Annotated in this window: 21 protein-coding genes; 12 read left to right on the forward strand and 9 right to left on the reverse strand. The window is 44.3% G+C overall.

Features of this window, described 5'->3' with window-relative positions; genetic code table 11:
* Positions 1–8 precede the first annotated feature (8 nt).
* Genes trpB through aroC form a run of 5 tightly spaced genes read left to right on the forward strand, consistent with a single transcriptional unit; the run spans position 9 to position 4,800 of the window.
* Positions 9–1,226, forward strand: coding sequence for a tryptophan synthase subunit beta (trpB, locus tag ABD943_RS11160; protein ID WP_345293265.1), 1,218 nt, complete (start codon positions 9–11; stop codon positions 1,224–1,226).
* A 13-nt stretch (positions 1,227–1,239) separates the two neighbouring features.
* The gene (gene trpA, locus ABD943_RS11165) at positions 1,240–2,061 is read left to right on the forward strand and encodes a tryptophan synthase subunit alpha (RefSeq protein WP_345293266.1); all 822 of its coding nucleotides are present in this window, start codon (positions 1,240–1,242) and stop codon (positions 2,059–2,061) included.
* A gap of 41 nt (positions 2,062–2,102) precedes the next feature.
* Positions 2,103–2,345 (forward strand): hypothetical protein, encoded by a 243-nt coding sequence (locus ABD943_RS11170; RefSeq protein ID WP_345293267.1) that lies wholly within the window; start codon positions 2,103–2,105, stop codon positions 2,343–2,345.
* A 48-nt stretch (positions 2,346–2,393) separates the two neighbouring features.
* Positions 2,394–3,680, forward strand: coding sequence for a 3-phosphoshikimate 1-carboxyvinyltransferase (aroA, locus tag ABD943_RS11175; protein ID WP_345293268.1), 1,287 nt, complete (start codon positions 2,394–2,396; stop codon positions 3,678–3,680).
* A 25-nt stretch (positions 3,681–3,705) separates the two neighbouring features.
* Complete coding sequence (gene aroC, locus ABD943_RS11180) at positions 3,706–4,800, forward strand: chorismate synthase (protein ID WP_345293269.1); 1,095 nt, start codon at positions 3,706–3,708, stop codon at positions 4,798–4,800.
* Between the two features lie 61 nt (positions 4,801–4,861).
* On the opposite strand, the gene ABD943_RS11185 is transcribed toward aroC, so the two are convergent.
* The 3 genes from ABD943_RS11185 to arsC are packed head-to-tail and all read right to left on the reverse strand — an operon-like array spanning position 4,862 to position 6,238.
* Positions 4,862–5,263, reverse strand: coding sequence for a DUF2069 domain-containing protein (locus ABD943_RS11185; RefSeq protein WP_345293270.1), 402 nt, complete (start codon positions 5,261–5,263; stop codon positions 4,862–4,864).
* A 7-nt stretch (positions 5,264–5,270) separates the two neighbouring features.
* A complete protein-coding gene (wrbA, locus tag ABD943_RS11190; RefSeq protein ID WP_345293271.1) occupies positions 5,271–5,876 on the reverse strand; it encodes an NAD(P)H:quinone oxidoreductase in 606 nt (201 codons plus the stop codon).
* An 8-nt stretch (positions 5,877–5,884) separates the two neighbouring features.
* Positions 5,885–6,238 (reverse strand): arsenate reductase (glutaredoxin), encoded by a 354-nt coding sequence (gene arsC / locus ABD943_RS11195; protein WP_345293272.1) that lies wholly within the window; start codon positions 6,236–6,238, stop codon positions 5,885–5,887.
* A gap of 47 nt (positions 6,239–6,285) precedes the next feature.
* On the opposite strand from arsC, the gene ABD943_RS11200 reads away from it, so the two are divergent.
* Positions 6,286–7,494 carry a YihY family inner membrane protein gene (locus tag ABD943_RS11200; protein ID WP_345293273.1) on the forward strand — a complete coding sequence of 403 codons (1,209 nt, stop codon included), beginning with the start codon at positions 6,286–6,288 and terminating at the stop codon, positions 7,492–7,494.
* On the opposite strand, the gene ABD943_RS11205 is transcribed toward ABD943_RS11200, so the two are convergent.
* Positions 7,450–9,039, reverse strand: coding sequence for a hypothetical protein (locus tag ABD943_RS11205; protein WP_345293274.1), 1,590 nt, complete (start codon positions 9,037–9,039; stop codon positions 7,450–7,452). The genes ABD943_RS11200 and ABD943_RS11205 overlap by 45 nt on opposite strands.
* Before the next feature lie 143 nt (positions 9,040–9,182).
* Between ABD943_RS11205 and ABD943_RS11210 the strand changes: the two genes are divergently transcribed.
* Positions 9,183–9,644, forward strand: a complete 462-nt coding sequence (locus ABD943_RS11210; RefSeq protein ID WP_345293275.1) for a TlpA family protein disulfide reductase — start codon at positions 9,183–9,185, stop codon at positions 9,642–9,644.
* Between the two features lie 2 nt (positions 9,645–9,646).
* Here ABD943_RS11210 and ABD943_RS11215 read toward each other — a convergent pair whose 3' ends face one another.
* Positions 9,647–11,125, reverse strand: a complete 1,479-nt coding sequence (locus ABD943_RS11215) for a M48 family metalloprotease (protein WP_345293276.1) — start codon at positions 11,123–11,125, stop codon at positions 9,647–9,649.
* A 150-nt stretch (positions 11,126–11,275) separates the two neighbouring features.
* On the opposite strand from ABD943_RS11215, the gene ABD943_RS11220 reads away from it, so the two are divergent.
* Positions 11,276–12,385 (forward strand): AI-2E family transporter, encoded by a 1,110-nt coding sequence (locus ABD943_RS11220; RefSeq protein WP_345293277.1) that lies wholly within the window; start codon positions 11,276–11,278, stop codon positions 12,383–12,385.
* Positions 12,386–12,458: 73 nt separating this feature from the next.
* On the opposite strand, the gene ABD943_RS11225 is transcribed toward ABD943_RS11220, so the two are convergent.
* Both ABD943_RS11225 and ABD943_RS11230 read right to left on the reverse strand, forming a co-directional pair.
* Positions 12,459–13,883, reverse strand: coding sequence for a PhoH family protein (locus tag ABD943_RS11225; protein WP_345293278.1), 1,425 nt, complete (start codon positions 13,881–13,883; stop codon positions 12,459–12,461).
* 38 nt (positions 13,884–13,921) lie between these two features.
* The gene (locus ABD943_RS11230; RefSeq protein ID WP_345293279.1) at positions 13,922–14,389 is read right to left on the reverse strand and encodes a peroxiredoxin; all 468 of its coding nucleotides are present in this window, start codon (positions 14,387–14,389) and stop codon (positions 13,922–13,924) included.
* Between the two features lie 254 nt (positions 14,390–14,643).
* Here ABD943_RS11230 and dapA point away from each other — a divergent pair, with 254 nt between their 5' ends.
* The 3 genes from dapA to ABD943_RS11245 are packed head-to-tail and all read left to right on the forward strand — an operon-like array spanning position 14,644 to position 17,366.
* Positions 14,644–15,525 (forward strand): 4-hydroxy-tetrahydrodipicolinate synthase, encoded by an 882-nt coding sequence (gene dapA / locus ABD943_RS11235; protein WP_345293280.1) that lies wholly within the window; start codon positions 14,644–14,646, stop codon positions 15,523–15,525.
* Complete coding sequence (bamC, locus tag ABD943_RS11240; RefSeq protein ID WP_345293281.1) at positions 15,509–16,600, forward strand: NlpB/DapX family lipoprotein; 1,092 nt, start codon at positions 15,509–15,511, stop codon at positions 16,598–16,600. Before dapA ends, bamC begins: the two co-directional genes overlap by 17 nt.
* Position 16,601: 1 nt before the next feature.
* Positions 16,602–17,366 (forward strand): MBL fold metallo-hydrolase, encoded by a 765-nt coding sequence (locus tag ABD943_RS11245; RefSeq protein ID WP_345293282.1) that lies wholly within the window; start codon positions 16,602–16,604, stop codon positions 17,364–17,366.
* Here ABD943_RS11245 and ABD943_RS11250 read toward each other — a convergent pair.
* Together ABD943_RS11250 and ABD943_RS11255 are read right to left on the reverse strand one after the other, a co-directional pair.
* Positions 17,363–18,793 (reverse strand): sensor histidine kinase, encoded by a 1,431-nt coding sequence (locus tag ABD943_RS11250; protein WP_345293283.1) that lies wholly within the window; start codon positions 18,791–18,793, stop codon positions 17,363–17,365. The two genes, ABD943_RS11245 and ABD943_RS11250, sit on opposite strands and share 4 nt — an antisense overlap.
* Positions 18,793–19,482: a winged helix-turn-helix domain-containing protein gene (locus ABD943_RS11255; RefSeq protein WP_345293284.1), complete on the reverse strand. Its 690-nt coding sequence runs from the start codon at positions 19,480–19,482 to the stop codon at positions 18,793–18,795. Before ABD943_RS11255 ends, ABD943_RS11250 begins: the two co-directional genes overlap by 1 nt.
* A 340-nt stretch (positions 19,483–19,822) precedes the next feature.
* Between ABD943_RS11255 and ABD943_RS11260 the strand changes: the two genes are divergently transcribed.
* Complete coding sequence (locus ABD943_RS11260) at positions 19,823–21,010, forward strand: TonB family protein (RefSeq protein WP_345293285.1); 1,188 nt, start codon at positions 19,823–19,825, stop codon at positions 21,008–21,010.
* The last annotated feature ends 62 nt before the right edge of the window (positions 21,011–21,072 follow it).

A 21,072-nucleotide genomic window follows, 5' to 3' on the forward strand; every position in this document is an offset into this window, starting at 1 on the left:
GGTTTACGATGTCATTAAAAGAGAATGAGTCAACACAGTTTGAATATAACGGTGCCTACATAGGGCAGTATGGGGGACAGTTTGTTCCACAGATTTTAGTTCCAGCGTTAGAGCAGTTAGAACAAGCTTTTGAAAGTGCGATTACTGATGAGGCGTTTTTAGATGAGCTGAATCAGCTTTTGAGTAACTATGCCGGAAGGCCGACACCGCTGACCGAATGTAAAACTTTTGGCCGAACTGAAAACTGCCGAGTTTTCCTAAAGCGCGAAGATTTATTGCATGGTGGTGCACACAAAACCAATCAAGTGTTAGCACAAGCTTTATTGGCAAAAAGGATGGGTAAGACACGAATCATTGCTGAAACTGGAGCCGGTCAACATGGCGTAGCGACAGCGCTTGCCTGTGCGCTACTCGGTCTTAAAGTGACGGTTTACATGGGCAAGAAAGATTGTGACCGCCAAGCCCCAAACGTTTTCAGAATGCGCTTGATGGGTGCCGAGGTGATTCCTGTGGATAACGGCAGCGCGAGTTTAAAAGATGCAATCAATGAAGCCTTGAGAGACTGGGCGGCGAGTTATGATGATACCCACTATTTGCTGGGGACAGCCGCGGGACCACACCCTTTTCCAAAAATGGTGAAGCGCTTTCAGCAAGTGATTGGCGAGGAAGCTAAAAAGCAAATGCTAGAGCAAACCGGGCAACTGCCGGATGCGGTTATTGCTTGTGTCGGTGGAGGCTCTAACGCGATTGGTATTTTCGCTGACTTCATCAAAGATAAGCAGGTTAAGTTGATTGGTGTCGAGCCGGCAGGACATGGCTTGGATTCGGATGCCCATGGTGCAACCTTGTTAAGAGGTACCGAAGGTATTATTCATGGCTCCAGAACGCATATTCTGCAAACCGAGGAAGGGCAAATTCGTGAGTCTCACTCGGTGTCTGCTGGACTGGATTACCCTGCAGTGGGTCCTGAGCATGTGCACCTTATGACTAGTGGGCGAGCGGAGTACGTTGGAATTACGGATGAGGAAGCGTTGCAGGCGTTTCAGGATTTATCGCACGCAGAGGGAATTATCCCAGCACTGGAATCGTCGCATGCTTTGGCGTATGCGAAAAAATTAAGTGAGGAAATGACCAAGCCCACGGTGTTATTGGTAAACCTGTCGGGGCGTGGTGATAAAGATTTAAGTCACGTCATGAGTATTTTAGAGCAGGGTAAAGAGGCCTAGCATGGGAGCGAATATGCGTTATCAAAATATGTTCAATAAAGTGTCTTCCAGTAATCATCTGGCTTACATCCCGTTTGTTATTGTTGGTGATCCTAACGAAGAACTGTCGCTGCAAATTATTGATCAGCTGGTTGAAAATGGTGCTGATGGGTTAGAGCTAGGTTTGGCCTTTTCAGATCCTGTGGCTGATGGACCTGTCATCCAGCAGGCTGCTCTGAGGCCGTTGGCAAATCATTTTTCGATCAAATCAGGTTTAAGCCTAATCGGTAAAGTTCGAGCTAAATACCCAGAGTTACCCATTGGCTTGTTAACTTATGCCAATTTGGTCTTTGCACAAGGCATTGAAAGCTTCTTTAATCAATGCCATGAGGTCGGTATCGACTCAGTGCTAGTGGCAGACTGCCCGGTGAAAGAGTCGCAGTTATTCGCTGCTAAAGCTGATGCATGCGGTGTACAGCTGGTTTTTATTGCCCCGCCAGATGCGAGTGATGACACGTTACGCCAGATTGCTGAGCATAGTAAAGGCTACACCTATGTACTCAGCCGAAAAGGCATTACCGGTACTGAAGTGGCGGCAACTCAAGCAAAAACCGACTTCTTAGGTAAGTTAAAAGCCTTTAATAGTCCGCCGTTGGTACAAGGTTTCGGTATTTCAGAGCCGAAACACGTATTTGATGCGGCGAATGCTGGCGTCGATGGAATTATTACCGGCTCAGCCATAGTTAACTTGATCAATCAACATTATAATAGCCCTCAAATCATGCTAGAGCAGATTGGCGACTATGTACGATCAATTGCTCAAGCTGCACACACAGACCACGCCAACACAGCTTAGTGCTGGTCTGGTCTTAATTATGTTGAAGAAGAGAGTGGGTTATGCCGATTGCTGAGCAAATTAAGCAAAAGTTATTACATCTTGAGCAAACAGTTGAAGAAGAAAAGTTGTTTTTAGTGGGGTATCTCATCCCGATGGTGGATTTAATTCCGGTGGACGATTTAACAGACGAGCAATGGTTTGCTGAGTTTGCGTTATTCGTTGAGGACGCAGTAGAGTCAGATGGCTTGAGTGATCGTGATATTGAGCTGCTATCTGAATTAATTGAAGAGTTACAACCTTAAGAGAAATAAGGGCTTTTAGGCCTCAATGATCTAAAAGTAATAAAGACTATGCCAAAGAGACAAGTTGTTTCCCATACCATCGATTCGCCGACGGTGACGGTTCCAGGGAGTAAGTATTTAGCCAATCGCTATATCGCATTGGCTGCGATAGCAACTGGAACGACTCGACTGAGTAACTTGCCGCAAAATGATGATATTGAAGCGGCGTTAGAGGCGATCAGCCAGCTTGGAGCTGTGGTGACTGATATCGAGCCTGGGGTTGTTGAGATTCAAGGTATCACGCATTACAGTTTAAGTGATACGGCTCATATTAACTGTCGTGACAGTGGTACTTTGAGTCGTTTTATCACGGCCGTGGCGAGTAACTTGAGCTCTGAGGTGGTGGTTGACGCCAGCGAGCAGATGCGCCAAAGACCGATGCGAGAAGTCTCACAAAGCTTGCGTGACCTTGGTGTTTCCGTCGATAGCAATAGGCTACCCATCACGCTTAAAGGGCCGATTAAGGGTGGCGAGGTAGAGCTGGATACCAGCCGCAGCAGTCAATACTTGAGCGGCTTGTTGATCGCATGCTTAAAAGCCGAAACTGAGACGGTGCTGATGCTAAAAGGTAAGACCGTCTCATCGAGCTATATTCAGTTAACCAAAAATGCGATTGAGAAGTTTGGTGGTGTGGTCGAGGAAGTATCGAGTACTCAGCTGAAAGTTCCTGCGAATCAGCAACTGAAAGCGGCTGATATTAATATTGCCAGCGACGTGGTCAGCAGCAGTTATTTCATGGCAGCAGGGTTGCTTGCAGAAACCAGCGTAACTTTAAACGCCTTTGACTTTGACTCACCACAGGGGGAGTCAAAGTTTTATCAAGTACTGGAAAAAATGGGCGCTGCAGTCGAGCGACATGACAGTCAGTTGTTCCTAAGCTATCAGCGGCCGCTAAGCGGCATTACCGTCGATATGGGTGATATGCCGGATGTGGTGCCGACTTTAGTGGTCTTGGCGATGTTTGCACAGGGTGAAACACATATCACCAATATCGCTCACCTCGCTTTTAAAGAGTCGAACCGTATTGTTGACCTTTGTGATGAGCTTAATAAACTTGGAGCAAACATTGATTATGATGAGGACAGTATCCGTGTGAAGGGTGGTCAGACGCTTTCTTTAGCCGAGCTTTCCAGTTGTCATGATCATCGTTTGGCCATGAGTTTTGCGTTAATTGGAATCAAGTTACCGGGCATTACCATCACAGATGCTCAGGCAGTAGAGAAATCATTTCCACGGTACTGGGAGTTTTTGCAGCAAATTGGTGTAGAAACACAAGTCGTGGCAACAGCTTCTTAGCATAGAAAAATGTGGAGATAGAAAAATGGCGGGCGATAGCTTCGGCAAATTATTTAAAATCAGTAACTGGGGCGAGTCTCACGGTAAAGGCATCGGTGTGGTCGTTGAAGGCTGCCCAGCTGGCCTAAAGCTCTCAGAAGAGGATATTCAGCCGTATTTAGACAAACGTCGTCCCGGTCAAAGTTCTATTACCACGCGACGTGATGAAGCGGATGCGGTGGAGATTTTGTCGGGTACTGTTGATGGAATGACGACTGGCACCCCGTTAACCTTATTTATCCGCAATAACGATCAAAAAAGCAAAGACTACTCCGAAATGGCGAAGCTGTATCGCCCCAGCCATGCGGATTATACCTACCAACAAAAGTACGGTATTCGCGATGTTGCAGGGGGCGGACGAAGCTCTGCTCGTGTGACGGCAGGACATGTTGCCGCGGGTGCTGTGGCACGAAAAGTACTCACGGAAGCGCTGGGTGTTGATATCATTGGTTACGTTAAAAGTGTGCAAGACTTAGAGCTGAAGGTTGAGCCGGAAGCCATTGATGCTGACTTAATTGAAGCCAATCTAGTTCGCTGTCCGGATACGGAGTTGGCTGAGCGTATGGTTAAAAAAATTGAAGCCGCGCGTAAAGCTGGAGACTCGCTCGGTGGGGTGGTGGAATGTCAATTGCGCAATGTTCCGGTCGGCTTGGGTGAGCCAGTGTTCGATAAGCTGGAAGCTGATTTAGCGAAAGCCATGCTGTCGATCAATGCGAGCAAAGGCTTTGAAATTGGTTCTGGCTTTGCTGGAACCATGATGCAAGGTTCGACACATAACGATGTTTTCTTTGACGATAATGGTTCAGTCAGTACTAAGACCAATTACTCAGGCGGAGTTCAGGGCGGTATATCAAACGGTATGCCTGTGATATTTAGGGTGGCTTTCAAGCCAACACCAACCATTATCCGTGAACAAGAAACCGTTAACCTTAAGGGCGAGGATGTGGTATTTCATGGTCGCGGACGTCACGATCCTTGTGTTCTGCCTCGAGCAGTACCCATTGTTGAGGCGATGGCGGCGTTAGTGCTTTGTGATCACTTTCTACGCTTTCGGGCTTATAAAAACCTGTTTGATGTATAATTTAAAGCTGACAAAAAAGGCTGGTTTATACCAGCCTTTTTTATGTTAAGTATCCAGTTTTTTATTCTATACCCTTAGCTTTTTTTGCATCAGCATTAGTTTTTACGCCTTGGGATAGTGCGAATTGTTTAACGTAGCTGACAGACATCAGGAAGTAAATTACCGAGAGCACCACGATAACCGACGCCCAAACTACCTTTTGCGGCTCCATGATATAGAAGAATGCATAAAAGAAGGGCAGCAAAATGATAAAGCCCGTCCAGCCATAGGTATAGGTTTTGCCTCTAAACATGCCAGGCACTGCTAACAATAGTGGAAGCCACCAAATTGCAAGTGATACCCAGCGTAAAGCGGGCTTTTCATGGTTTAACCAAATAAAAACTGGCAAGATAATAACAATGGCCAAGAAACTGGCTACGGCAATGAGTCGGGCTCTTAGAGCTTTTTTTAAGTGAATATTCATTGTTGTGTTACCCGTCTTCTCCTGCGACTAGTTTTTTACTGAGTTCTGCCATGCGCCTGCCTTGAGCAATGCATAAGGCTTTTTCAGACTCAGTAATATCATAATTGCTCTCAGCGCCAGCAAGGTGAGATGCGCCATAGGGAGTTCCCCCCGTTTTTGTTTTGACCAGCTCTGTTTCCGAGTAGGGAAGTCCTGCAATCACCATGCCATGGTGCAGTAGCGGTATCATCATCGTCAATAAGGTGGACTCTTGACCTCCATGCATTGAGCTGGTTGAGGTGAACACACTTGCCGGCTTGCCGCTTAAAGTGCCTGAAAGCCAGTGTGACGATGTTTGCTCCAAAAAGTACTTTAGTGGTGATGCCATATTCCCAAACCGAGTCGGACTACCTAGCACTAAGCCAGAGCATTGCTCAAGATCATCCAGCGACACATAAGGCTCACCATCGGATGGAATGGCTTCTTCGGTAGCCTCATGATTCGCACTGACCGGCGGTACTGTTCTCAGCATGGCCTCACAGCCATCAACCTGCTCAATGCCCCGCGCAATCAGTCTCGCCATGGCGCGTGTATTGCCAGAGCGAGAATAGTAAAGTACTAAAATGGTATTCATGTATTGTCTTACTTGATGATATCAAGAACGTTTTCCGGAGGACGTCCAACGGCTGCCGCTTTGGTGCTATAGACAATCGGACGTTCAATAACTTTTGGATATTTTACCATTAGCTGAATCACTTCTTTATCGCTTAAATCCTGATTATCAAGACCAGACTCTTTGTATTCGGCTTCTTTTTTACGCAGAATATCACGAGGGCTGACGCCAAGTAACTTAACGATACTGCTGATTTCTTTCTCAGATGGCGGTGTTTCAAGGTACTTTACAACGTTTGGTTCTACGCCATTTTCTTGAAGTAATTCTAGAGTTTGACGAGATTTTGAACAACGAGGGTTATGTAAAATGTTAAAATCGCTCATAATAGTGTCAGATTTATAAATTCATGCGACTATTCTAGGCATAATTGATGTTAGAAAAAAGGATTAAATGGCTAAAAGCTTTCGCTAAGTTTGTCTTCAGCGAATTCGCCAAGAAAAATAGCAGCTCGATGGCGGCTGAGTTAACTTTAAATACCATGTTGGCTTTGGTGCCGCTGATGACGGTTGCTGTTAGCCTAATGGCAATCTTTCCAGCTTTTGAAAAATTAAATGTTGAAGTTCAGGAGCTGATCTTTAAAAACTTTTTGCCTGAGACAGGTTTGGCCGTTCAGGATCACTTGAACGAGTATGTAGCTAAGTCTAAAAACCTCTCAGCGGTTGGTTTTGCTTTTTTGTTTTTGACATCAATGATGTTGATGCGAGCGATAGATCGGGCGATTAACACGGTATGGGAAACGAAGAATCGCAGACGGGGCATTCAGAAATGGATTTCTTATTGGGCAATGTTGACAATGGCGCCAATTTTAATTGCTGCCAGTTTAGCTGTTTCGTCCTATTTTGCAGCATTACCGTTGGTCTCAAGCATTAGTGGTATTCTGACCTTCGGCTTGCCTTTCATTCTTATTGTTTTAGCTTTTACAGCGCTTTTCATGGTGGCGCCTTTTAGCCATGTTAAGTTTCGCAAAGCCGTTACTGCGGCAACCATCACGGCGTTATTGTTTGAACTTGCGAAGTATGGCTTTGCCTTATTCGTCGCTAAGTTTTCGACCTATGAAGTGATTTATGGCGCTATTACAGCTATTCCACTGTTCTTTTTATGGGTATTTCTGTCATGGATTATTTTGATACTTGGCGCTGTCATTTGTTTTGCCTTGCATCGATTTGAAATGAAACGGGAAAAAACGGAGCATGAATTTATTTCAATTTTGAAAATTCTACAGTTTTTCTCACACGCCCAGTCGAACGAAAGCTCGCTAACCATTGACCAGTTGAGAAGCAAGTTTTCTTATCTGCACGGACAAACATTACGTTACCTTGTCGAGCAGTTATTGAACTTGAGTTACTTGGCTAAACTTGAAAATGGTCAGTACTGCTTACAGTTGAATGCACAAGATTTGACAATTGGCAGAGTCTATAGAGAAGGCCCGTGGCGCTTACCTAACAATAATCAAGCATTAGAAGTGGATAACAGTCATTTATATTCAAAGCATGTTGAAAAAGCGAACGAGGCTATCAACGAGATTCTTGATGTCTCAATCATTCGAAGTGGTGGAGACCTCAAAGACGGCAATGAGTGAGTTTGATTCAACGGAAGCTGTTATATAGTGTTGAGTCGCTTTTCCATCTACTTCTAGTTTGATGGTTTTGCGCTCTCCTATAAGGTGCTTGGGTGTCACAAGAAGTGTTTCATGGCTGTCGAAAGGAGACACCATTAATACAGTATGTTTCACCGTTTCATTGTAATGGTTTTTCGTTAGGTATAGCGCTAACTTTTTCTCGCCATGAAAGTATTCTATTCCCATAGCCGCGCCTGTGTTTTTATGGCCATTTAGCCAACGGACAATGCCTAGTTGCCAAGCTCTTTGCGGTTGGTTATTAATATGACGTTTTAGTAGAACCAGGTTGCCTACGTTTAACTGAGTGACGTCTTCTTTGGGGTGTCGCACACACAGACCGCCGTTACTGTAGTTGACGGTTTGCCAGTGAAGTTGCTGAGCGTAATTGCTTTCAAGAATTGAGCCAAGCTCTTCATTAAGCGCTTCTCTCGTCTCTATAGAGTGAGTGTCTGCCCTTAAGACTTTTACAATACTTGAAAGCCCCCAAACCATACTAGCAGTTCCAACAACGGGATAACGTGCATCTTTACGTTTGATGTGGTGATCACAATAAGCATATATTTGTTGCAGTAATTTATAGCCAATACTGGGCTCTATAACGTCGTAGAAACCAGGGGTTGGTAACGTATTTTTGTCGTCAAACTGTTGCAGTTGTTGACTCAGCTTTTCTAACAGCGTAGAGGTAATAAGTAGACGGTAGAAAGGGTGTGTTTCATATTCGTTCTCCGAGGCGGCGTATTCAGGACGCTTGCCGCTGGTCAAGTCTATAACGAAACATTCACTATCCGAAAAGTTTTTTAAGTCACTAGAAAGTGACGTCAGGTGAGCCCAGTGACCAAAGTACTTAAATAGATGCCAATGTTGATTCCCTTCTACGTGATAGGGGTTAATAACTGCCATAAGGCAGTTTCTTTTATAGGTATTTTCAATAGTATCTAGGGCTAACAAACTATCTGTTTGTTTATTCAACTTGAGCTTTAGTAGCTGCTGTTGCTCGGCAAAATGGAAAAGCTTATGAAGCTCGTGCCAGATGTAGCTGGGGATTGGTGCGTACTGTTGATAATGTTCAATTAAGTGCAGTCCAAGATAATGTTGTGCTTGATTTACCGCATGTGCGAGACGCTTTTGCTTATTGAGGGCAACTTTTTGTTCTGCTAACTCATGAACGACTCTTTTATAACCATAAGCCATTTCGGTTGTGAGGTTACTGAGCAGCTGGGCTTGATGTTCGGTTGGGACCACCAGCCGCTTGTCGTTATGCTGACGGAAGTGACGCTCCATTTGAAGGTAACCCTGTTCTAAGGTCTCTAGATTGTCTTCACGCTGGCTAATTTTTTGCTCGGTGCGATTTAGGGTGCGAGCCGCCTGTAGTAATTGGTCGAGCGATTTATTGGTATCGGTAAAAGTCAGATCGGCTAACCAGCTTTTTACGGCGCTTGGCTTATGATCCATCATAAACGTTTGGCCTTGCTGGGTTGAGGGGTATGTTAATTGTATTGAGTCCATCAAACGTCCTTTACCAATAAATCTTTTGAAAACTTTCTTTCAGCGGATAAAACTTTGTCTGTATAATATGCCTAAATTATGTGACATAGTCTACTTTTTTGTAGGCAATACTGAGTTTAAGTACTTGATTAAGTTGATATCTTATGCGGAAACTTTATTTATCTCTTTTAGCGCTTGCTGCTATCTTTGCAGTGTCATGCTCTAACCAAAATAGCTTTTACTTACTTTCTGGTGAAAAGAAAACAATAGAAGATTATCGCGGTCAGTGGCTAGTGATTAACTTTTGGGCTGAATGGTGTCCTCCATGTCTTGAAGAAATCCCGGAGCTGGGCAGGCTTGTCGCTGAAAATCCTGAGATCAATGTTATTGGTGTGAGCTTTGATAAACTAAGCAATCAGGAACTGGAGGGCTTAGTTGATAAATTAGACATACAATATCCGATAGTAGCAACAGAGCCTATGCCTTATCTTCCAGTCGCTAAACCACAAAGTTTGCCAGGGACCTACTTGATCAGCCCAAGCGGTCAAACAATGGGGCCGATATTAGGAAAAATTGATCGCACCAAAATACTGCAAATAATAGCGAAAGTTGAGGGAAGCGACTAAGCCTACCGCTTAGACTGAGATTCAATGTCGGCTCTGATTTTTTGCTTAACGTCTTCCAAGCGAGCTTGAATTCTGGTTTGAGCATATGGGTCTTCGGACGTTGCGTGTAAGGCTAACTCAAAGTGCTTTTTTGCGGTTCTTAGGTCACCAAGTAAGAGTAAATATTGCCCAGTTGTCTCGTACATTTCTGGCGTGTGTCCTGACTCTGCTTGAGCTTTGGCCAATAATTTAAGGTAGTTAGGATTGTTTTGATTCACATCCACGTACCGCAATAACAAACTCTCAGCTTTTTCGGGCTGCTTAGCTTTTAAATAGATTTCTGAGGTGGCTAAAATCAACTTGGTTGAGTCGGGCGCTTTGCTGAGTTGGCTCTCCAGTAACGGTAACATTTTCTCACCCGAACCACGGCCTAGGTGTGCTTCTGATAAACTAAACAGTAATAGTTGGCTGTCGGGGTGTTCTTCATAAAGCTCTGTGGTTATCTCTATCGCTTGATTGTAGTGACCACGCTGCTTAAGGAGCTCCGCAAAAAGGTAGCGTTCGCCTGCCTTTTGAAGTTGTTTATTATTGTGCTTGGCCTCAAAAGATCGGTAGGCATCTCTGTCGTTAATAAGACTTTTACTTCGAATGCGAGCTTTGACTAATTCGTAATCTAGCGAGTCTTGGTGTTCGACTGTAGGGTACAAATCAGCACGCTCTCTTGCCGCAGCGATACGGTTTCTTGACAGCGGGTGCGTCAATAATATTTCCGGTGGCTTAAAGGTATAACGACTTGCCTGCTGAAGTGTTTCAAAGAAATCCGCTGCAGCTCTAACGTCAAAGCCCGCCTCAGACAGCATCGTGATCCCAATCCTATCGGCTTCTTTTTCGTTTTCTCGAGTGTGGTTAATAATACTTTGCTGTCCAGCAGCTTGTGTCGCCGCGACACCGGCCATTCCGGCTTCAGGATTTTGGGTCGCTGCTAGCACTGACGCTACTATGCCTAATATGCTGGGTAAGGACAGTTCATTTTGTTTTTCAAGTCGACGCGCAAGGTGGCGTTGAGTGACGTGCGCAACCTCGTGCCCTAATACCGAAGCAAGCTCGCTCTCACTTTGCGATGATTCAATCAACCCTGAGTGAATGCCAATATATCCCCCAGGTAGTGCGAACGCATTAATCGAATTTTCTTGGATAATAAAAAAGTGAAATTGCCTACCTAGAGCGTCTGGATTTGCGGCAACGAGCTTATAGCCCAGATGTTGGATGTAATCTGTGACGATAGGATCTTTCATCAGAAACTCGCTGCGATGGATACGCCGCATAATGTCATCGCCGATCTGCTGCTCTTTAGCGATGGATAACGTCGAGCCGGCAGTTTCACCGATTTTGGGTAGATCGACACTTGCAGCAATACTTGTCTGCGCAGTCATAGCAATGCTTACAGCCGCCAAGCCACTGGCGATAAGCGTTACTATCGGTTTTATGATGCCTTTGCTCATTCTGATAAAATAAATGTTAAGTTACTGTATATGATGGGGCTTGTGTGGTAAAAGTTCAATCATTAGCAAGTATAACTCAGACAAGCTCTGAGGTAGTATAAAAATTAACCTGCTCGGCTTGTCTATCATTAAATATTTCGTGAGTGGCTCATGACGTCAATTTTTACTCGATGGTTTCAAAGAAACTTCTCTAGCCCTGCAACTATTGTGCTAACCATGCTGATTATCGTCGGATTTGTCATTATTCTGACGGTTGGGGATATCTTAGCACCAATCCTGTGGGCTTTGGTGATTGCCTATTTGTTAGAGTGGGCTGTTACCGCGTTACAAAAGAAAGGCGTGGGGAGGTTAACTTCAGTTCTTATAGTCTTTGCGGGTTTTATTGGTCTTTCAATCGTGATTTTTCTAGGCTTAGTGCCGCTTATTTGGAAGCAGGGTTCGCGACTAGTGGGTGAGTTACCGAACATTATGCTTAAGTTGAAAGAGCAAGTTCTTGAGCTTCCAAGCAAATATCCAAATTTTGTCTCAACAGAGCAGGTGGATGGGTTTATTAATAGTCTTAACTCCGAACTTGGAAGTTTAGGTGAGGCTTTACTCAGTGCATCATTTAGCTCTTTAGTCAGTATCGCGAGCTTATTGGTTTATATCATTCTGGTGCCGCTTTTAGTCTTTTTCTTCCTTAAAGACCGCCACAAGATTTTCGGCTGGTGCAGCCAGTGGCTACCGCAAGAAAGGCATTTGGCTGAAAGAGTGTGGGTTGAGGTTAATCGACAAATCGGTAACTATATCCGCGGTAAAGTGGTCGAAATTATTATCGTGGGTGTTGTGTCGTATGTTACCTTCGCCATTATGGGCCTCAACTATGCACTACTTTTAGGTGTGTGTGTTGGTTTGTCCGTCTTGATTCCTTACGTTGGGGCGGCCTTGGTCACGATCCCCGTGGCGCTTATCGCTTTTTTCCAGTGGGGTCTAGCACAAGATTTTTATATTTTGATGGTCGCTTATTTCATTATCCAAGTTTTAGACGGTAATGTTTTAGTGCCTCTTATTTTCTCTGAGGCTGTGAATTTGCATCCAGTGGCCATCATTGGCGCGATATTACTGTTTGGAGGCCTCTGGGGCTTCTGGGGCGTATTCTTCGCAATTCCTCTAGCAGTGTTGGTCAATGCAACGTTAGATGCGGTAAAAGAGCACAAAAAGCAAACCAGCTCTGAGGACGAGCAACTTGAAATAGAGCACCAGCCAGTAGACGCTGAGTAAGTTTTCTCTCTCATGAAAAAGGCTCCTTGAGGAGCCTTTTTTACATTCTAATGTTTTGTAAGGTAAGTGTTTATTAGAGTAACTCGGAAGCATAGTCCGCTAAGCGTGAGCGCTCACCGCGTTTAAGCGTAATATGACCTGAGTGTCTCCAGTTTTTAAACCTATCCACCACAAAGGTGATACCTGAAGTCGTTTCGGTAAGATAGGGCGTATCAATTTGAGCAACATTCCCCATGCACACAACTTTAGTGCCAGGTCCTGCACGTGTTATCAAAGTTTTCATTTGCTTCGAGGTTAAGTTTTGCGCTTCGTCAATAATGATAAATTTATTGAGGAAGGTTCGGCCACGCATGAAGTTTAAGGAGCGCACTTTGATCCACTTTCTCAGTAGGTCGTGAGTTGCGGCAACGCCCCACTCATCATTATCGGTGGGTGATAACACCTCCAGATTGTCCATCAAGGCGCCCATCCAAGGCGTCATTTTCTCCTCTTCAGTTCCCGGCAGGAAGCCGATATCTTCACCCACGGACACCGTGACACGAGTGACAATAATTTCCTTATAGCGCTTCATTTCAATCGCTTGCTCCAAAGCAGCAGCAAGGGCTAATAAGGTTTTACCGGTACCGGCAGGACCTTGTAAAGTGACGAAATCAATCTCTGGATCCATCAGTTGATTCAACGCAAAACTTTGTTCACGGTTTCTCGCGGTGATGCCCCAGATATTATGACTATCGTTGCGGTAATCGACCAGCAGCTCAATTAAAGCGGTAGGGTGGTCGCCTTCAGCATCTTCGAGCTCTCTGACAATGGCTTCAAAGTTATCGCTGGGTTGATAAAGGCACTGATTGATGAACCATTCACTAACCAATGGGCCTTTAATTTTGTAGAAGGTGTGGCCTTCTTCTTGCCATGAGTCGATATCGCGGCTGTGGGTATCCCAGAAGTCTTCAGGCAGTTCGTAGTAGCCGGTATGTAGCTGCTCTACATCATCGAGTACTTTATCGTTGTAGTAGTCTTCGGAGTGTACGCCAACGATATTGGCCTTGATACGAAGGTTTATGTCCTTCGAAACAAGGGTGACGGTTTTATCATCATTTTTGGCTTGAAGTGCTAAAGCAACATTAAGGATGGTGTTGTCTGCTTTGCTGCTGGGAAGTGAATCTGGCAGACGATCGATATGATCTTTGGTTTGAAAGTAAATTTTGCCATGTTTTGAGGCGTCTTGTATTTGTGGGAGCATCCCGATTGGAATGCCTTCTTTCATCGGATCTTTGTCATCCTCGGCGATTGAGAGAAGGTCATCGAGATATCTGCTGACTTGCCTAACATTTCGGGCCACCTCCGAGAGGCCCTTCTTACCGGCATCTAACTCCTCAAGGACTACCATGGGAATAAGTATGTCATGTTCCTCGAAACGAAAGAGGGCGGTAGGATCGTGCATTAGCACATTGGTATCTAAAACAAAAAGACGTTTACCATCAATTTTTGGTTTTACCATTTGGGCTCCTTCTTTAGGCTCCTTAAAATAAAGCTATATTAGAGTGACTTTACAGCTTCTAGAACTTCATCGACGTGACCTTTAACTTTTACTTTGCGCCACTCTTGTCGCAACTTACCGCTTTTGTCGATCAAGAAAGTACTTCGCTCGATACCCATGTATTCTTTGCCATACAGCTTCTTAAGTTTTATGACATCATAGGCATGGCACATGTCCTCTTCTTTATCGCTCAATAGGTCGAAAGGAAACTCATGTTTTTTCTTAAAGTTTTCATGAACTCGAACACTATCACGAGAAACTCCAAGGATTTCTGTGTCGTTGCTTTGGAACTCTTTATATAAATCACGGAAATTTTGGCCTTCGGTGGTGCAGCCTGGAGTGTTATCTTTCGGATAAAAATAAATGACGAGGTTTTTGTTTTTAAAATCTTTTAAGGAGAGGTTTTGATCTCCTGTAGCGGGTAAATCAAAATTCGGAGCTTTTTTATTCAGCTGCGGTTGGCTCAAGTTCAGCCTCCTGTATGCTTTTTATACTATTTGTTTGTTTATTGAGCAACTTGTTGAGATAGCAGCCCAATCTAATGATATTTAACAACAATAACGTTCTTTTATTGAAGTCAGATGAACGTTATCATCACCTTTGATATCACTTTACGTTAGAATTTTTATTGTCGCAAGTTATCCCACTGATTTTTCGTTTTTAGGTTGTGTTTACCGCTATTGCTGGCTAACATAGCGACGCGTAATTAGAGGATTTAAAGATGTTTTCAGGCAGTATTGTAGCAATCGTGACGCCCATGACTGACGCTGGTCAGCTTGATTTAGAGGCTTTACGCAAGCTGGTCGACTGGCATATAGAACAGGGCACCTCAGGCATCGTTGTCATGGGGACCACGGGTGAGTCAGGCACGGTAACGGAAGAAGAGTATTTTCTTTCGATAAAAGCCGTTGTCGAACAAGCTGCTGGCAAAATCCAAGTAATTGCTGGCAGCGGTGCGATGAGCACTGACAAAACCATAAAACTGACCCAAGAAGTCGCGAAACTGGGTGTTGATGGTGCCTTAGTGGTGACGCCATATTACTGTAAACCTTCTCAGAAAGGACTTTACGAACATTTCAAAGCCGTAGCTACAGCTTGCGATCTACCTATCATACTTTACAACGTACCAGGTAGAACGGCGGTAGATTTAGAGCCTCAAACGGTTGCTCAGTTGGCGAAGCTGGATAATATTGTGGCTATCAAAGAGGCAACAGGTGATGTCACTAGAGTTACGGAACTAAATCGACTGTTTGAAGCTCCAATCAGCATATTAAGTGGCGATGACGCAACGGCTTACGACTTTATGAAGCTTGGTGGTCACGGTGTGATTTCGGTAACAGCGAATGTTGCGCCAGGCTTGATGAGTAAGATGTGCGAACTCGCTGCTGCAGAAAACTGGAAGCAAGCAGCTCTTATAAACGATAAGTTGATGGGGTTAAATGAAAAACTCTTTTTAGAGGCAAATCCTATCCCAGTAAAATGGGCGCTTTATCGAATGAATAAAATGGGTCGCGGTATTCGGTTACCGCTGACAGAGTTGGATCAAAGTTTCCACTCACAAGTTATCGAAGCATTGGAACAGGCGAATGTTGAATTATCTTAGAACAATTAAAATTATTTCTTTATCAGTTAGCTCGGCCTTATTGCTAGCAGCGTGCGCAACTACGGACGGTACGGAAGATATTGATGACCGCTATATGCGCAGTCAGCACGGCCCAGACTTACAGCTTCCTCCTGAAACTTCAGAAGTTAAGGTCAATGATGGCTATCGTGTTCCTGAAGGTTTAGTCATTACCCAACGCGAGCCTAAGGGCAAGAAGTTAAGCCTTGATCCACCTCAATTGCTGTTAGTGGCAGGTGATGGTGTTTGGGAAGATAAAGAAAGGGCCGAGCCAACTGTTTGGGTACGCTCTAGTAGCGAAGAACTAATAAGCTATGTTGTCCGCTTTATGGATTCGCAACAAATGAGTCATCAAGAGCCAACCTCTAGTTCCGTTAAGACAAACTGGATTAGTGATGACGATGACAATAAAGTAGCGGAGCATCTAGGGACCTATTCGCTCGAAGGGGAGCGTCATAAGTTTGCTTTAACTATTGTCGAAACCAAGCCGAACGAAGTTGCTCTTCAAGCACAGCATGAAGCATATCAACAATTAATTAATGATAAATGGGTTAATGTTGACACCTCCAGCCGAGTCGCAAAACAGTTTTTGAACTACTTTATTGGATATTATGACTCGGAGCGTACGCGTGAAGCGAGAGCTCGAATTTTGCAAGAAGCCAAAATCGAGGTCGAATTAGGTTATAACGATCAAGGCGCCTTGGCGCTAGTTAGCCAGCGTGAATTCTTGGCGGTTTGGGATCAAATGCCTCGCGTGCTTGAAGCATTGAATCTAGAAGTGACGGATAGAGATCGTTCGGAACAGACTTACTACTTCAAAGTGAATGAGCCTGAGACTGGCTTCTGGTCTTGGTTTGGCGATGATGAGGTCACTGCAAAAGTTGATCTTGAACCCGGCAATTATCAAATAAAACTATCCGAGTTGAATGCGGGTGGTGTTAGTTTAAGTTTTTATGGTGCAGAAGGCGAGTTGTTAGATTCTAGTACTGTCACCAAAATCTATCCTGAGTTTTCTGCCGAGTTTAAGCGTGGCAAGGCTAAGCGAGGCAAGAAGTAAGGTGTTAAAAGTCGCTTCGCTGGGTTCTGGAAGCAAAGGCAACTCAACACTCATCGCTACAGAGGAAGCCACGATCATGGTTGATTGTGGCTTTACTTTAAAAGAAACGCTTAAACGGCTAGAGCGTCTCAATGTGGTGCCTAGCGCCTTAGATGCTATTCTCATTACGCACGAGCACCAAGATCACATCAGTGGTGTAGGGCCGCTTAGTCGTAAGTTTGATATTCCTGTCTGGTCAACCCGTGGTTCTCTGCTTTCTGGTAAATGTGGAAAGTTATCCAATTACTCGGTGATAGAAGGGTTTAACCGTTTTATCATTGGCGACATTGATGTGTTGCCCATCTCGGTACCCCATGATGCCCGCGAGCCCTGCCAGTACCTGTTCAACGCTGACGATAAAAAGTTGGCTGTACTCACTGACCTGGGTTCCTATACGCCTGAAATTATTGAGCTTTTAAAGTCTTGCGATGGTCTTTTACTCGAGTGTAACCATGACGAAGACATGTTGTGGAATGGGCCATACCCTTACTCACTAAAGCAACGAGTAGGCGGGCCTTTGGGGCATATGAGTAATAGCCAAGCAATTAAGCTTTTACAGAGTATTATTGATGATAATTTGAAACTGCTGATTGCGAGCCATATTAGTGAGCAAAATAACTGCCCTGACTTAGTTCAAAGGTCAGTAGCGACTGCTATCGATTGGCCGTTAGGTGACGTAATTATTGCCGAACAAGATAAAGGATTTGATTGGTTAGCGGTTAGTTAACGCTTGTCAATTTTTCGTCTTTTCTTTCTAAACTTATCAAAGGCTGAACTTTTTTTAGCGGCTTCACCGCTATCATCCTGCTCAAGCGCATCTTCAGCTTCGATGACCGGCGATTTTTGTTTGAGAGGCATATGAATGGTTAACATGGCGCCACCAAGTTCTCGGCTGTCTTCTGCCCAGATTGTGCCTTGGTGACGATTAATGATCCCTTTTGCAATTGCCAAACCAAGCCCAGCGCCTCCGGAGTCTCGATTTCGACTAAAATCTAGTCGTGTAAAAGGTTCGAAAACACGGGTACGTTTACCAGGAGGTATCCCTGGGCCATCATCTTCTACTCGAATTTCAATGCTATTTTTAAAACGTATTAAGGCCACTTTAACTCGCTTGTTAGAAAAGCGAGCTGCATTTCGTATCAGGTTTATCATGACCCGTTCAATCAAGTTGCAGTCTGCATAGAGCGGAATAGATTTTGATGGCTCAGAGTAGAGTATAAACTGCTTATCTGAGTAAATGGTTTTCACTTTTTCTATGGTTTCTGCGGTGATTTCTTTCAGATCAAAGTGCTCTAATTTTAGCGGGAAGCGACCATCTTTGAGTCGAGAGTAGCCTAACACCTCTTTAACCAAATCATCGAGCTCATTTAATGCTTCATCCATGTCGCTGCTAAGTTCTTGCTGCCGGTCTTTTGATTCTGTTTGCGCGAATAAATCCAATGCAAAGCTCAGTCTTGCCATGGGGCCTCGAAATTCATGTGCAACGGCGTGCATAAGGTCTCGCTGGTTGTATAGGCTCTGCTGATGCTGTTTGCTCAAGCCATTGATATGGTTGACAATTCTTGGCGTGTTCACGGCAATATTTGTGAGCGGTGATTTAATCGGTTTTAAGCGCAGCCCAGACAGATCGATCTCTCGGATTGCTCGGATCGCCACATTGAGGTACTCGTTGACATGACGATAGACAATGAGCACAGCTATTGCGTTAAACACCATGAGAACAATCAAGTAAAACAGCCAATCTCTTAGCCGAATTGAGTTATCAATTTTAGGGTAAGGCCCAGCCGTCAGAATGGTTTTGTTATCATTGAGTAGAAGATAGGCTAGGGGACCTTCGGGTCTATCCATGTTGATGCCATAACGATTTTGCGTTAGTGCTTCAAAGTTACTTGGCTCCATACCAAGTTGTTCACGAGTTTTTGCGACGATTTTAACGTTTAGCTCGTGCTCGGCTTTGGCGATCGTTTGTGGCGAGTAGCTGTAATCTAGCAAGGACAGTCTAAAGTTTAAAAAACGGATATCCGAGAGTATTGATTCTTGCTGCTCAGTGGTATCAAGCTTTTCCATCCAAGGAAAATAAACGTAATACATGGCTATAAAGCCGCAAAGGTTAACGGCCACCAGTATAGCTAGGAGAGCAAAGCTGCGTTTCATTATATTGCTAAGAGATAACCTTCACCCCTGATCGTCTTAATAATATAAGGCAATTTAGGGTCATCTCCAAGCTTACGGCGAAGCCTTGAGATTCTTAAGTCGATACTTCTGTCAGTACCGTCATACTCAAGTTTAAAGGTTTTCCGGTGTAATTCTTCGCGACTAACAACTTCTCCTGAGCGTTCGGCCAATAGCCAAAGGAGGTTGTATTCTGCGGTTGTGAGGTGAACTTCTTGACCGCCACAGACAACACTGCGATTTTGCGCATTGATGGCGATATTACCAGCATTGATAATTTTATCTTGATTTTGCAGAGGCTCATCGGACTCAATCCGACGCAATAGTGCACGAAGATGAGCGAGCAAGACATGCGACTTTACAGGCTTACTTAAGTAATCATCAGCGCCATTCTCTAACCCAGCAATTTCATCGATCTCGTCGCTTAATGAGGTCAGCATGAGAATAGGGCCGTGATATTTTGGGCGAACGGTACGACATATGGTAAAGCCATCAGCACCAGGTAGCATAACATCCAGAATCACCGCACGAGGCTGGTTTTGCTCGATGAACTCAATGGCACGGTTGCCATGGCTTTCTACTTTCACATTAAAATTATGTGAGCGAAGGAAGTCCGCAATCAAACTCGAGAGTTTTTCATCATCTTCAACGAGAAGAATAGTATCGTTCATAAACAAAACTTATCTGGAAATACCTAGGAGGTCAGATAAATTGCCTTATTTCTTTGTCAAGGTCAATGGTTAAGGGGTATTATAGTTATGGAATTGGTTAATATTTTAACAGTAAGTGTTTTTGTAAGTTTCTAACAGTATAATAAAAACCCTAAAAAATCAGTACTTTATGGCCGTAATTCAAACTTGCAATTAACTGTTAAACTCTTACAATATGAACTGTGTCATAATTTTTGACAATTATAACTGGTTCGACAACGATGGCTGCACTCTAATGAAAAAACTTTTTCAAATGATATCTTACATCTCAGCTGCTCTTGTGCTTTTGGGTTTGACCGGAATGAGCAAAGCTGCTGAGCAAACGACAGTTGCAGGCTCTACACTGCAGTTGAATGGGCTTGGTGTTCATAGTGAGCTTAGGAATGAATGGTTCTTAAATGGTTTGTACCTAACCAACAAAACTGATGATGCTGATGAAGCGGTCACTGCCCCAGGCGCAAAGCGCATGGAAATCAGGGTTTTGGCTGATAACTTATCAGGACGTCGACTGAAGCGATTCTGGATTGAGCGCATCAAAAATAACAATGAAGCAAGTAATGTTCTTGCTAATGCTAAGTCCGTTCGAGACTTTGCTACTTTGATGGATCAAGATTTAGTCACTGGTGACTCGATAACTATCGATTTAATTCCTTCAGATGCTACCGTGATTAGCATCAATGGCTTTGAAGTGGGGCGCACTGCGCCAGAGGCTTTCGCTTTGATCTTGCGGACTTGGGTCGGGGAAAGACCACCCAGTTCGGAGTTTAAAGATGCGATTCTGGGCGATATTTCAGGTGCGCAACGTTCAGACTTAGTCGCTCGTTTCCAAGCAACTCAGCCTACTCAAGCGCGTATTGCTAAATTCGACCAAGCAGCAATCGCAGCGCGCGAGGCGGAAGAGCGCCAACAGCGCGAAGAAGAAGCGCGTAAACAGCGTGAAGCTGAAGCGCAGAAGCTTTTGGAAGAGCAGAAGAAACTTGAAGAACAACAGAAGCAACTGGAAGAGCAAAAAAAGCAAGCAGAGGCAAATCAAAAAGCTGAAGAAGAGGCAGAGGCTGAGCGGTTAAGACGTGAGCTAGAGGAAGCTAAGCAGCAATTGGCTGAGCAGCAAAAAGAAGCAGAGGCTCAAGGGCCGACTGAAGCAGAAATTGAGCAAATGAGGAATCAATATTCAAGTGCTTTGGGCGCTCACTATGTGCCTTACTTTGAATACCCACTGCAAGATATTTTACGCCGCCATGGCAAGTCGTCTTTAATGAGACCGAGAAAGGGGCAAACTCATGGTGATGTTTCAATCAGTATTGAAGTTGACAGAGAAGGCCAATTAGTCGGAGGTAGCTTAGTTAGCAGTTCAGGAGAGAAAATTCTTGATGATGCTGTTATGAATGCACTATTCGATTCAGTACCTTTCCCTGCAATGCCAGAGAACTTACCTGGTGAAACATTTAAAACAACAGTAAGTATTTCAATTCCGGCACCACAAATGTAGAATGCTTGATTGAGTCTCAAAGGGGCCTTATGGGCCCCTTTTTGTTATCATGTCTCAATCAT

The organism is Kangiella marina (assembly GCF_039541235.1).
Taxonomy (GTDB): domain Bacteria; phylum Pseudomonadota; class Gammaproteobacteria; order Enterobacterales; family Kangiellaceae; genus Kangiella; species Kangiella marina.